Here is a 12639-nt window from a genome sequence, read left to right on the forward strand (position 1 = left end):
CCTCCCGGTGCATCGACGTGGTGCGGCGGCGGTCAACCATGCCCCCAACCGGGTCAACCATGCCCTCCACCCAGGGAGAGACCATGCACAGAATGAAGGGCCGGCGCCTCGCCGGCCTGCTCGTGGCGACCCTGATCGCCGGGTACGCCGCCATCACCATCACCTCCGAGGCCAGCGCCGCCGGCCCGCTGCTGTCCCAGGGCCGCCCGACCACGGCCTCCTCGACCGAGAACGCCGCATCGGGCGCCGCCCTGGCCACCGACGGCAACACCGGCACCCGCTGGTCCAGCGCGTTCAGCGATCCCCAGTGGATCCAGGTCGATCTCGGCGCCACCGCCGCCGTCGACCAGGTGGTGCTCAACTGGGAGGCCGCCTACGCCCGGTCGTTCACCATCCAGCTGTCCACCGACGGCACCACCTGGACGACCGCCTACTCGACCACCACCGGCGCCGGCGGCATCCAGACCCTCGCGGTGTCCGGCAGCGCCCGGTACGTGCGGATGAACGGCACCGCCCGGGGCACCGCCTACGGCTACTCGCTGTGGGAGTTCCAGGTGTTCGGCACGATCGGCGGGACCGGCTGCGGGACCGCGAACGCCGCCCAGGGCCGCCCCACGACCGCGTCGTCGACGGAGAACGCCGCGTCCGGCGCGGCCCTCGCGACCGACGGCAACACCGGCACCCGCTGGTCCAGCGCGTTCAGCGACCCGCAGTGGATCCAGGTCGACCTCGGCGCGACGGCGACGGTCTGCCAGGTGGTGCTCAACTGGGAGGCCGCCTACGCCCGGTCGTTCACCATCCAGCTGTCCACCAACGGCACGACGTGGACGACGGCCTACTCCACCACGACCGGCACCGGCGGCATCCAGACCCTCACCGTGTCGGGCAGCGCCCGGTACGTGCGGATGAACGGCACCGTGCGGGCCACCGCCTACGGCTACTCGCTGTGGGAGTTCCAGGTGCGCACGACCGGCGGGCCGACGTCGCAGCCGCCGACCTCACAGCCGCCGAGCTCGCAGCCGCCCGGGTCGTTCTGGGGCGACACGTCCACGATCCCGAACCCGAGCAACGTCGTCATGGTCAAGGTGCTGAACCGCACCAACGGCCAGTACCCGGACAGCCAGGTGTACTGGAGCTTCAACGGGCAGACGCACAGCATCGCCGAGCAGCCCTACCTGGACATGCCCGCCAACTCCGCCGGCCGCATGTACTTCTACCTGGGCAGCCCGAACAGCCAGTACTACGACTTCATCGAGTTCACCGTCGGGCCGGCGGTCTTCAACGGCAACACGACCCGCGTCGACGCCTTCGGCCTGAAGCTGGCGATGCGGCTGCACGCCCGCGACGGCTACGACGTGCAGGTCGGCGAGGACCAGGCGACGTTCGCCGAGAGCCGGGCGACGACGTTCCAGCGGTTCATCGACGAGGTCCCGGCCCAGTTCGACGTCCTGGCCCAGTCGCAGGCGCCGTACCGGATCATCGCGCCGGGCAGCGACCCGACGTTCCGCACCGGCGGCGTCAACGCGAACTACTTCACCGCCTACGCCTCGCAGTACGGCATCAACGCCCCGACGTCGGACGTCTTCGGCTGCGCCGGGGTCCTCGCCAACGACCCGGCGAACTGCGCGGCGCTCAACCGGCACGTGCGGCAGCTGCCGCAGTCGCAGTGGTCGACGCCGAGCCTGTACTACCAGGCCGCGCCGGCGAACTACTACGCGAAGTTCTGGCACGACCACGCCATCGACAAGCTGTCGTACGGGTTCCCGTACGACGACTACGCCGGCCAGTCGTCGTTCATCTCGCACGGCAACCCGCAGTGGCTGCTGGTGGCCGTGGGCTGGTAAACACCCCGCACATGAACGGGCACCCCTGGAACTCCAGGGGTGCCCGTCACATGTCGCGCAGCGTCAGGAACTGCCGCCCGGCTGGAGGACGCCGTTCACCGTGAGGGTGTACGGCGCGTACTGCTGGACCTGCTCCGTCGGCTCGTCGTAGGCGACGACCGCCACGACCTTCGGGAACAGCGACAGCAGCGCCAGCTGGATCCAGTTCAGCGAGACGGTGTTCTTCCCGGTGAACTCGAACTGCCAGGCGAGGTGGTTCGCCTCGTCGATGCCGACGAGCTTGACGTGCCAGTTCTTGACCGCGACCGGCTTGATCTCCGTCGGCGAGTCGAACGGGGCCAGGCTGGACCCGTCGCTCAGCAGCGTGCCGCCGAGGGTGATGTCGTCGAGGAGCAGACCGCCCTCGTTGACACCGCCGTCGCTGACGTAGCGGAAGCCCAGCAGGATCGACTTGCCCGCGTACGCGGACAGGTCGTAGCTGTGCGCCTCGAAGCCGGTCGTCGTGCCGTTCAGGCCGGGCCCGAGCGGCGCGTCGACGGTCCGGTCACCGGGGATCGCGGTGTAGGTCGTGCCACCGTCGGTGGAGACCACGACGTAGCCGTAGTCGTAGCCGAGCTCGGCGCCGTACTTCGCCTGGAAGGACAGCGTCGCGTTGGTGGCCGGGACCGTCACCGGGAGGACCGCGGTGGCGTCGGTGTTGTTGGCGTTGCCCGAGAACAGCACCGAGTTGCCCGGCCGGTCGGGGTCGTTGTTCACCAGCGTCCAAGCCAGCGGCAGAGCCGGCAGCTGGGCGGCGCCCGTGAACTTCAAGGACCGCAGGTCCTTGCCCTTGATGGCCGTGCCGTTCTTCTGCAGCAGCACGTAGTCGGCACCGTTGGGCGCCGCTCCGGGCACGCTGTAGCTCTGCGTGTTCGCGAGGTTGACCGAGGAGCGGACGCTCTTCGACGTGACCTTCTTCTTGTCCGCACCGAGCACGATGCTGAACCGCGAGTCGTCAAGGAGCTTGTCCAGCAGCACCGACGACTGGTAGTCGTGCAGCACCGTGTACACGTCCTTGGCGCCCTCGGCCTTCACCGCGGCGTCGAGGCTGGCGAGACCCTGCAGACCGGCGTCGCGGTGCAGCTTCTCGATGATGTCCTGGCCGTAGTGGTCGTAGAGGTACAACATCAGCTGGTATGCGTTGCCGTAGTCGGCGAGCACACCGGCGCCGCTGCCGCCCTCACCCCAGAGGTTGAGCGAGTTCTGGGAGCCACCGCAGTCACGCGGGTTGGGGTTGAAGGGTGTCTGCACCGGGCCGTAACCCTGGAAGCAGTACAGGTGGCTGTCGCCACCCTTGTCGTAGACCGTCTTCGTGCCGTCGACGTAGCCGGTGAGCGTCTGCGCGAAGTCGGACAGACCCTCGTTCATCCAGGTCGTCTCGTTCGGGTCGACGTAGGACAGCAGCAGGTGCTGCCACTCGTGCGCGAACGTGCCCTCGTAGAGGGTCGGCCTGGCCGGGCGGCTGACGCACACGTCACTGGACGGCGCGTCGACGGGGTTGGCACCGGTGCGGTGCTCCCAGTCGTACGCGTCGATCGTCATGACGTTGCGGTCGAACAGCTCGTTGAACTGCGTGGAGAAGAAGCCGGCGATGTAGGTCGTCGCGGCCGGGAACGTGTAGTAGTTGTCGTCCCGGACGTTGTCGACCAGCGTCACCGTCTTCTCGCCGCCGCCGGTGTACACGCCGCCGTTGCCGGAGGCGTCCGGGCCGAGCAGCGCGTTGCTGCCGTCCCGGTCCGGCGGGGTGCTGAAGGCGGCGGTCTCCTTCGGGTACATGTTGGTGTCGAACTCGTGGATGAAGTTCGCCACCTGAGCGTCGGTGACCGTGGTCGTGTTCGGCACCGCGTTACGGCAGTCGCCCGCCGGGAACGAGGTGTCGACCGCGACCCAGACCTCGATGTGCTCGCCGACCCCGCGCAGGACGTAGTCCTTGCGGTACAGCCGGCCCTGGTAGTCGTCCGAACCCAGCCACTGACGGACCGTGCCGACGGCCGGGGTCTCCCCCGCGGCGAGTGCCCGCCGCTGCGCCGGCTTGGCCATCTTCGACGGGTCGACCAGCTTGCCGTCCAACGTGAACTGCGTGCGGGTCAGGTGCCGTGTGTCGGACGCCGTGCTCGCACTGGACGCCGCAGGCGCCTTGACCGGGGCCGCCGATGCCGGGGAACCCGGCAGCGCGACGAGCACCGGCACGGCGAGGACGACGACCGCGGTCGTGACCAGGCGTTTTCGCACCATGAAGCCTCCTCAAGTCGGTCTGCCGCACCGGACGGGGTGACCGGGACCGGAAACGGGCAGACCGCCCGTGATGATATTGACAACGCACACTATCGCCGGGGGATCCATCGGCGAGGTTCGCATCGAAGTGCGAGGGTGTAGACGAGGGATCGCTTGCATCGGGTGCCGTCAATGTACTGATTCCGTCGGCAGCGGTTGCGCATACCGTGGACCCGTGATCGACCTGGACGCCGCGCCGGTGCGGCCGCGCGCCGCCGGGCGGCGGCGGGTGCCGTGGTGGGCGGTGCCGCTCGTCCTGGCTGCCGTCGTGCCGGCCGTCCTCGAGCTGCGCCCGCCCGCGCCGCTGGCGCCCGTGGTCCAGCTCCCGCCGGGCACGATGCGGCTGGCCGGCGCCGGCGACGCGTTCTACGTGCTGCGCGGCAACGGCACCCTCGCCTGGAACGTGACCGCGTACGCCTGGTCCGACGGCACCGAACGCTGGCGCCGCCCCCTGGCCGGCCCGGACCCGGATCTCCTGGTGGTCGCCGATGCGGTGCTGGTCACCCACCAGCCGTGCGACCCGCAGCACGCGCCGTCCGTGGACCGCCTCGACCCGGCCACCGGTGCTCCGCTGTGGACGGCGCGCGGTGCGGTGCACGCGGTGACCGCCGCCGGTGACCTGCTGCTCGCCGAGGGCCCGGACTGTGGCGCCCGCCGCCGGGTGCAGCGCCTCGCGGCGGTCGACCCGGCGGACGGCCGGCCGCGGTGGACGGTGCGGTTCCCGGCCGGGCGGCTGGTCGTGGCCGGCCGGGACTGGTTCGCCGCGGTCGACGAGGCGGGCACCCTGGACACGTACACCATGAACGGCGGCGGACGCATCGGCGGCGGGACCGTCACGGAGACCTCGTTGCTGCTCGCCGCGGGCGGCAGCGTGATCGCGGCCGACCAGCCCGACCCCGGACGGCCGGGACGGCTCACCGGGCTGCCGCACGCAGCGCCGAGGCCGGCGTGGAGCGTCCCGCTGGACGGGACCACGGCGGCGTGCGGCCCGTGGCTGTGCGTGACCACTCCCGCCACGGACGGCGGCACGACGGCCGCGCTCGATCCGGCGACCGGCCGGATCCGGTGGACGGCCCGCGCACTGCGGCAGCCGATCTCCGGGGCGGGCTACGCGATCGACGCCGGCCCGCGGATCGTGCGGTGGAGCGACGGGCAGGAACGGCCGCTGCCGGGCTGGCGGCTGTTGCCTGGCGTGGACGGCTCGGTCGCCCCGGTCGTGCAGCGGGGCGGCACCGCCGGCGTCGTCGACCTGACCCTGGGCCGCCTCGACGTGCTCGGCACGCTGCCCGGCGCCCAGGTCCGTTGCCTGGCCGGCGGGCCGCGGCCGACCGGGCTGGGCCTGGTCTGCGTCGACGCGGACGGCCGGACCCGCCTGTGGCGGCGGGCCGGCTGACGCCCCAGCCACCGTCAGCAGGCGGGCGCGGCGCCGCCGGACGTCGAGGCGATGTAGGCGTGGCTGATGTACTGCCCGGCGCCGACCCGGTCCCAGCGGGTGGTCGTGCCGTACGGCCCGGCGATCGACTGGCCGGTCACCCAGCACTCGATCGGGACCTGGGCGTAGGTGGCGGCGTACCCCTTGCTCGCGAACGTCGACGCGGCACCGGCGCGGATGTTCAGCGGGCCGCTGCCGACGACGCCCCGCGGGCCGCCGGCGGTCCACAGGTAGGCGACGTCGACCCAGGAGTTCGTGGTGAGCTGCAGGCCGTCCCAGAAGACGCCGTCGGCGAGGTCGATCCCGGCCGGGTTGGCCACGGTCCGCCCGAACTGGTCCTTGCCGCCGTTGTACCCGTTCTGGTACGCCGCCTGCGCCTCCGGCCGGCCCTGCGGGAGGTCCTTCCACGACTGCCTGGTCGCCGACGGGTTCCAGTAGTCGTCCGTGGTGTTCCACGGCCCGACGTCCCAGACCGGGGCGAACTCGCAGCGCGCGCCGCTGGTCGTGCAGACCCGCACGGTGTAGTCGCCGGTGTTCTTCGGCGCCAGGCCACGGCGGGACGGCAGCGCCACGAAGTGGTCGCGGTTCGTGATCACGTGGCCGTTGGCGGTGGTGCCGCCGACGAGCCCTTCGCGGGTCGCGTAGATCCGGTAGACGGACCCGACCGCGGCGAGCGACGGCGTGCCGGGCGCCGCCGAGGCGGTCAACCGGACCGAGGTGACGGTCGCGGCGCCGGTCAGCAGCACCCGCACCTGCACGGTGCCGACCGGCTCCGGCAGGACCTCGCCCGCCGTCTGCCATTCGGTCCACCGCTCGCCGGCCAGGCCGCGGACCTCGACCTCGACCCCGGCCGGCGAGCCGGCGACCTGCGCGGTGACCTGAGCGGTGACTCTGCCGGCCGGGGTGGCCAGGACGTGCGGCGCGGTCAGCAGCAGTCCCTGCGCGACCGGCGCCCGCTGCCCACCCGGCGCCGTGGCCGGGTCGGTGAGCCGCAGCGCACTGCCGGACCAGGTGACGTTGACGTCGTCGTCGCCGGTGGGGGCGAGCGACGCCGACCAGGCGTTGTCCGCCCGCGCCTCCGGCAGGCCCGGGGTGGCGTGCGCGGGGGCGGCGGCCAGCAGCGTCAGGCCGCCGGCCGCGAGGGTGAGGAACCGACGGATCGACACCCCCGCAGCCAATCATCGATATCGATGGACGTCAAGGTCTCAGCTCAGGGCCTGCTTCATAAGGGGGGTCGGTGCGAGGCGAGGTCCAGGCGTCGGCTGGGTGTGCGCCGGGCGCGTCCGGATACCGGGGTTGTATCCGGATGTGACCGGCGTGCGGCCAGGCGGCGTCTGGACCCGCCGCAGCCCGGCCATCCCTTATGAAGCAGGCCCTAGTGCCGGGTAGTCCGTGTAGCCGGCGTGGTCGCCGCCGTAGGCCTTGCTGTAGTCGGGGGCGTTGAGACCCGCGCCGGCCCGCAGCCGCTCGGGCAGGTCCGGGTTGGCCAGGAAGAGCGCGCCGAAGGACACCAGGTCGCTCGCGCCGCTCTCGACGTGCCGCAGCGCGTCCGGGCCGGTGTACGCGCCGGGCGTGAACGGGTTGAGGATCAGCGTGCCGCTCCACCGCTGCCGCAGCTGCGGGGTGAACTCGACGTCGGGACCCTCCGCGACGTGCAGGTAGGCCAGGCCCAGCGGGTCGATGGCGGCCAGTAGCGCCGTGTAGGTCTCGCGGTGGTCGTCCTCGCTGATGTCGTTGTACGGGTTGGACGGCGAGATCCGCAGGCCGACCCGGTCGGCGCCGATCGCGGCCGCGACCGCCTCGACCACGGCGACCGGGAACCGGATCCGGCCCTCGGGGCCACCGCCCCACTCGTCGTCGCGGCGGTTGCTGCCGGTGGCCAGGAACTGGTGCAGCAGGTAGCCGTTGGCGCCGTGCAGCTCCACGCCGTCGAAGCCGGCCTCGACGGCGTTGCGGGCGGCGTCGGCGAAGTCCTCGACGGTCCGCTGGATCCCCTTGTCGTCGAGGGGCTCCGGGGTGACGAAGTCGGCGGGGCCGGTGGCGGTGAGGACGCGACCGTCGGCGCGGACCGCGGATGCGCCGACCGGGGTCGCCGACAGCTGGTTGAGGCTCGGGTGGCCGATCCGGCCGGTGTGCATGAGCTGGGCGAAGATGAGGCCGCCCCGGGCGTGGACCGCGTCGGTGACCACCTTCCAGGCCGCGATCTGCTCGGGCGCGTGCAGGCCGGGCGTGTTGAGATAGCCCTGCCCGATCGGCGACGGCTGGGTGCCCTCGGTGACGATGAGACCGGCGTCGGCGCGCTGCGCGTAGTAGGTCGCCATCAGCTCGGTCGGGCTGCCACCCGGCCCGTAGGCCCGGTTGCGCGTCATCGGCGCCATCACGACCCGGTTGCGTGCGGTGTGCCGGCCGATCCGGACCGGTTCGAACGCTGTGCTCATTGCGGCCATCTCCTTCGGTTAGCTGTTCCGCACAGGTAAATGGCCTCAGGACGTGGTTCATTCCACCGATACGAGGTGACGGGTGCCACATGACTCGAACAGGTAACCTGGTGTCATGGCCGCCGAACCCCGGACCCTGCCCGCGGCCGCGGTCTGCGGGCCGATCAGCCATGCCATCGTGCGGCTGGCCAAGGCGCACAAGGCCCACGCCCGGCAACTGCTGCGTGAGGTCGGTCTGCACCCCGGGCAGGAGCTGATCCTGATGATGCTGTGGGACTGCGGGCCGCAGCGGCAGAGCGAGCTCGCCACCCAGTTCGACACCGACTCGGCCAGCATGACCCGCAGCGTGCAGCGCCTCGAGCGGGCCGGTTACGTGCGCCGGGTCGCCGACCCGGCCGACGGCCGGGCCACCCTGGTCGAGCCGACCCCGGCGAGCCTGGTGCTGCGCGAGCGGATCGAGCGGCTGTGGTCGCGGCTGGAGGCGGACACGGTCAGCGGGCTCAGCGCCGCCGAGCAGCGCGCCACCCTGCGCGCACTGCAGTGCCTCGAGGCCAACCTGCCCGGCACGTAGGATCCACGGATGCGGGAGACCCTCACCATCGCCGTCGCGCAGCCGGTGGCCGTCGCGCACGACGTGGCCGCCAACGCCGCGGCACACGCCCTGATGGTCCGCGGCGCCGGGGCGCGGGTGGTGGTGTTCCCCGAGCTGTCGCTGACCGGGTATGAGCTGGACGCCGACCTCGTGCCCACGGACCACCCGGGTCTGGCGCCGCTCATCGACGCATGCCGGGAGACCGGCACCCTGGCCCTCGTCGGCGCGCCGGTCGACGGGCCCAACATCGCGACCCTGGCCGTCGACGGGCACACGGGCCGGGTGGACGTGGCGTACCGCAAGCTGTACCTGGGCGGGTCGGAGGTGATCCGGTTCCGGCCCGCCGCGACCGGACCGGCGGTCGTCGAGGTCGACGGGTGGCGGCTCGGCCTGGCCGCCTGCAAGGACACCAGCATCCCCGCGCACCAGACCGCCACCGTGGCGCTGGGCGTGGACGCCTACGTCGCGGCCATGTGCCTGTTCGACCACGAAAGGGACGAGCAGGACGCGCGCGGGCAGCGGATCGCCCTCGAGCACGCCGTGTTCGTGGCGTTCTCCAGCTTCGCCGGGTCGACCGGGGACGGTTACGACCATTGCGCCGGGCACTCGGCGATCTGGGGGCCCGACGGCGCCGTGCTCGCGCGGGCCGGTGTGGAGCCGGGCCAGTTCGTCACGGCCGCGCTGCGCCCATGACGGACCCCGGTTTTGCCAGGGTGCGGCGCACCTCGGCGGCGGGGGACGCGGCCCGCAGCATCCAGGAGATGATCGTCGACGGCCGGCTCGCGCCGGGGCAGCGGCTGCCGGCCGAGCGGGAGCTGTGCGAGCTGCTCGGCATCAGCCGCCCGACGCTGCGCGAGACGATCCGGTCCCTGGTCGGCCGCAACATCCTGGAGAGCCGGCACGGCGCCGGCACGTTCGTCGCGGCGCTGGACACCGCGACGCTGCTGGAGCCGATGCAGTTCGTGATGGCGCTCAACGAGCGCACGATCGGGGAGCTGTTCGAGGCCCGGCTGCTGCTGGAGCCGGCCCTGGCCGCCCTCGCCGCCCGGCGGGCCACCGCCGCGCAGGCGGCCGCGATGCGGGCCGCGATCGCCGGCGCCGACCAGCTCGAGGCGGACCTGCTGCTGCACCGGCTCATCGCCGAGGCGGCCGGCAACGCGCTGCTCGCCGCGATGCTCGAGTCGCTGTCCACGCTGGGCCGCTCCAGCCGGTCGATCACCGCGACCCGGCCGGGCGTCCAGCGCCGGACCGCCGCGGATCACGAGGCGATCGTCGCCGCCGTCGAGCGCCGCGACCCCGACGCCGCGCGCGCCGCCATGGCCGCGCACCTGGAGCGGATCGCCGCCGTGGCGGAGAAACCAATGACCGTGACGGAGAAACCTGAGACCGCGACGGAGGAGCCGATGACCGTGGCGGAGGAACCAACGACTGTGGCGGACGGGCAAAGATTGGCTTGACCACTTGGCCACTGACTCCGTACCGTGGCCGCTCATGAAGCTTGCCCGACTGGGACCTTTCGGTGCTGAACGACCCGTGGTGCTCGACGCGGACGGCGTGGCGCGCGACCTGTCCGGCCTGACCGCCGACATCGACGGCGTCTTCCTGGCCGGCGGCGGGATCCGCCGGGTCCGCGAGGCCCTCGAGGCGGGCACGTTGCCGGTGCTCGCCGACCCCCCGGCCCGGGTCGGTGCGCCCGTCGCCCGGCCCGGCAAGGTGGTCTGCATCGGCCTCAACTACCGCGCCCACGCCGCTGAGTCCGGCGCCGAGCCGCCCGCCGAGCCGGTCGTGTTCATGAAGGCGTCGGACACGGTGGTCGGCCCGGACGACGACGTGCGGATCCCGCGCAACAGCGTCAAGACCGACTACGAGGTGGAGCTCGCGGTGATCATCGGCCGCCAGGCCCGCTACCTGGACCGCCCCGAGGACGCCGCGGCCTGCATCGCCGGTTACGCGATCAGCAACGACGTCTCGGAGCGGGAGTTCCAGCTGGAGCGCGGCGGCCAGTGGGACAAGGGCAAGTCATGCGAGACGTTCAACCCGCTCGGCCCGTGGCTGGTGCCGGCATCCGACGTCGCGGTGCCGGCCCTGCGCCTGCGCTCCTGGGTCAACGGCGAGGCCCGTCAGGACGAGCTCGCCGGTGACATGATCTTCGACGTGCCGCACCTGATCTGGTACCTGAGCCAGTTCATGGTGCTGCACCCGGGCGACGTCGTGAACACTGGCACACCCGCGGGGGTGGCGATGGGCCTCCCCGGCCAGCCCTACCTGCGTGCCGGCGACGTGATGGAGCTGTCCATCGACGGGTTGGGCCGGCAGCGCCAGCGCGTCGTTTAAGCATTTTCGGCCGGTGTACGGGCAACGAAGAGCAGGTACTCCCAGTCCATCGCGCCGCCACCGAGGTCGTGCGAGCGGGCCAGCTCCAGCAGGGCCGCGTCGAGCGCGCTGACGGCTGCCGGGTCGGCCGCGTTCGCGCGGTAGACCGCGATGGTCGGACCGTAGTTGCGCTTGAAGAAGTCCAGGAACGCCTCCGCGGTCGGGAACACCCCGACCCGGAGCATCCGCCGCTGCGCCACGACGTCGGTGACCGCGTCGCCGAACAGGGCCCGGACGTGCTCCTCGCTGCCCCACAGCGGCGGCGGCTGCGCGCCGGGCGGGGGCGGCGGGGCGTAGGGCTTCATCGTCGCGAACATCTGCCCGATGAACCCCTGCGGGGTCCAGTTCACCAGGCCGATCGTCCCGCCGGGGCGGCACACCCGGACCAGCTCGTCCGCGCACACCTGGTGGTGCGGGGCGAACATCACCCCGACGCACGACATCACGGTGTCGAACTCGTCGGCCCCGAACGGCAGCGCCTCCGCGTCGGCGACCTGCCACCGCAGGCCGTCGTTGAGGCTCCGGCCGGCCTCCAGCAGTTCCGGGGTCAGGTCGGTGGCCACCACGTCCGCGCCGGCGAGGGCGGCCGGGATCGCCGCGTTGCCGGAGCCGGCGGCGACGTCGAGGACCCGGGTTCCAGGTCCGGCGCCGACCGCCTCGACGAGGACGGGCCCGAGCGACGGGATCACGTCGGCGGCGACGGCCGCGTAGTCCCCCAGCGCCCACATGGCCCGGTGCTTGCTCTTCAACGCCTGGTCGGCGGTCATTTCAGCTGTCTGCATGTCTTCGACGGTACGAACGATCTTCCGGGCGGAACTAGTACAGGATCTGTACTTGTCGGCGAGGTGACATCTACCGTGCGGGCATGGGTGCGTCCTACTACCAGTTCTGCCCGGTGGCCAAGACCATGGAACTGCTCGACGAGCGCTGGACCATGCTCGTGGTCCGCGAGCTCGTCGGCGGCGACCGGCACTTCAACGACCTGCGCCGCGGCCTGCCGCGGATGTCACCCACGCTGCTGTCGAAGCGGCTGCAGCACCTCGTCGCGGCCGGCGTCGCCGAGCGGCACAAGGCCGGCGCGGAGGTCCGCTACCGGCTCTCCCCCGCCGGGCGGGAGCTCGCCCCGATCGTGAGCGCGCTCGGCGAGTGGGGCATCCGCTGGATCGGCCACCTCGGCGAGCAGGACCTCGACCCGAAGATCCTGCTGTGGGACATGCACCACCGGGTCGACCACGACGCGGTCCCCGCCGGCCGGACCGTGATCCAGTTCCAGTTCCCCGCCGTGGCGCCGTCCCAGCGCAACTGGTGGCTGGTCCTCACCCCGACCGAGGCCGACGTGTGCGACGCCGACCCGGGCTTCGACGTCGCCGTGCGGGTGACCGCCGACCTGCGCAGCATGGTCGAGGTCTGGCTCGGCGACCTGGCCTGGACCGACGCCCTGCGCAGCGGCGCCGTCGACATCCAGGGCCCGGAGGACCTCCGCCGCGGCGTCCCCGCCTGGTTCAAGCTCATCTCCTTCGCCGGCGTCACCCGCCCGGACCGCGCCGAACGCACCATCGGCTCAGCCGGTCATGCCGCCCCCTCCGCTACGCTCCGGCGTCGGCCTGACCCAACCCCTGCCACATGACGACCGGCCCGAGACGCTGC

Annotated in this window: 11 protein-coding genes; 7 read left to right on the forward strand and 4 right to left on the reverse strand. The window is 72.3% G+C overall.

Translation table 11 applies throughout. The features are described from left to right. Positions 1 to 83 precede the first annotated feature (83 nt). Positions 84 to 1844, forward strand: coding sequence for a galactose-binding domain-containing protein (locus tag ACFPIJ_RS53045; protein WP_380127165.1), 1761 nt, complete (start codon positions 84 to 86; stop codon positions 1842 to 1844). A 63-nt stretch (positions 1845 to 1907) separates the two neighbouring features. On the opposite strand, the gene ACFPIJ_RS53050 is transcribed toward ACFPIJ_RS53045, so the two are convergent. Then, entirely contained in the window at positions 1908 to 4118 is a 2211-nt protein-coding gene (locus ACFPIJ_RS53050) for a choice-of-anchor J domain-containing protein (RefSeq protein WP_380127166.1), read from the reverse strand. Positions 4119 to 4332: 214 nt separating this feature from the next. Between ACFPIJ_RS53050 and ACFPIJ_RS53055 the strand changes: the two genes are divergently transcribed. Next, complete coding sequence (locus ACFPIJ_RS53055; RefSeq protein ID WP_380127167.1) at positions 4333 to 5550, forward strand: outer membrane protein assembly factor BamB family protein; 1218 nt, start codon at positions 4333 to 4335, stop codon at positions 5548 to 5550. Positions 5551 to 5564: 14 nt separating this feature from the next. On the opposite strand, the gene ACFPIJ_RS53060 is transcribed toward ACFPIJ_RS53055, so the two are convergent. Next, a complete protein-coding gene (locus ACFPIJ_RS53060; RefSeq protein ID WP_380127168.1) occupies positions 5565 to 6755 on the reverse strand; it encodes a hypothetical protein in 1191 nt (396 codons plus the stop codon). Positions 6756 to 6950: 195 nt separating this feature from the next. Beyond that, the gene (locus tag ACFPIJ_RS53065) at positions 6951 to 8027 is read right to left on the reverse strand and encodes an alkene reductase (protein WP_380127169.1); all 1077 of its coding nucleotides are present in this window, start codon (positions 8025 to 8027) and stop codon (positions 6951 to 6953) included. A gap of 115 nt (positions 8028 to 8142) precedes the next feature. On the opposite strand from ACFPIJ_RS53065, the gene ACFPIJ_RS53070 reads away from it, so the two are divergent. From ACFPIJ_RS53070 to ACFPIJ_RS53085, 4 genes are read left to right on the forward strand one after another with little or no spacing between them, the layout of a single operon-like run. Then, positions 8143 to 8598, forward strand: a complete 456-nt coding sequence (locus ACFPIJ_RS53070; RefSeq protein ID WP_380127170.1) for a MarR family winged helix-turn-helix transcriptional regulator — start codon at positions 8143 to 8145, stop codon at positions 8596 to 8598. 9 nt (positions 8599 to 8607) lie between these two features. Next, entirely contained in the window at positions 8608 to 9312 is a 705-nt protein-coding gene (locus ACFPIJ_RS53075) for a carbon-nitrogen hydrolase family protein (RefSeq protein ID WP_380127171.1), read from the forward strand. Further along, complete coding sequence (locus ACFPIJ_RS53080) at positions 9309 to 10076, forward strand: FadR/GntR family transcriptional regulator (protein WP_380127173.1); 768 nt, start codon at positions 9309 to 9311, stop codon at positions 10074 to 10076. The genes ACFPIJ_RS53075 and ACFPIJ_RS53080 overlap by 4 nt, the downstream gene beginning before the upstream one ends. Before the next feature lie 34 nt (positions 10077 to 10110). After that, the gene (locus ACFPIJ_RS53085; protein WP_380127175.1) at positions 10111 to 10953 is read left to right on the forward strand and encodes a fumarylacetoacetate hydrolase family protein; all 843 of its coding nucleotides are present in this window, start codon (positions 10111 to 10113) and stop codon (positions 10951 to 10953) included. Here ACFPIJ_RS53085 and ACFPIJ_RS53090 read toward each other — a convergent pair. After that, on the reverse strand, positions 10950 to 11774 hold the full coding sequence (locus tag ACFPIJ_RS53090; protein WP_380127176.1) for a class I SAM-dependent methyltransferase: 825 nt from the start codon (positions 11772 to 11774) through the stop codon (positions 10950 to 10952). The two genes, ACFPIJ_RS53085 and ACFPIJ_RS53090, sit on opposite strands and share 4 nt — an antisense overlap. An 83-nt stretch (positions 11775 to 11857) precedes the next feature. Between ACFPIJ_RS53090 and ACFPIJ_RS53095 the strand changes: the two genes are divergently transcribed. Then, positions 11858 to 12619, forward strand: a complete 762-nt coding sequence (locus tag ACFPIJ_RS53095; protein ID WP_380127177.1) for a winged helix-turn-helix transcriptional regulator — start codon at positions 11858 to 11860, stop codon at positions 12617 to 12619. Positions 12620 to 12639: the final 20 nt, after the last annotated feature.

The organism is Dactylosporangium cerinum, from assembly GCF_042653625.1.
Lineage (GTDB): Bacteria > Actinomycetota > Actinomycetes > Mycobacteriales > Micromonosporaceae > Dactylosporangium > Dactylosporangium cerinum.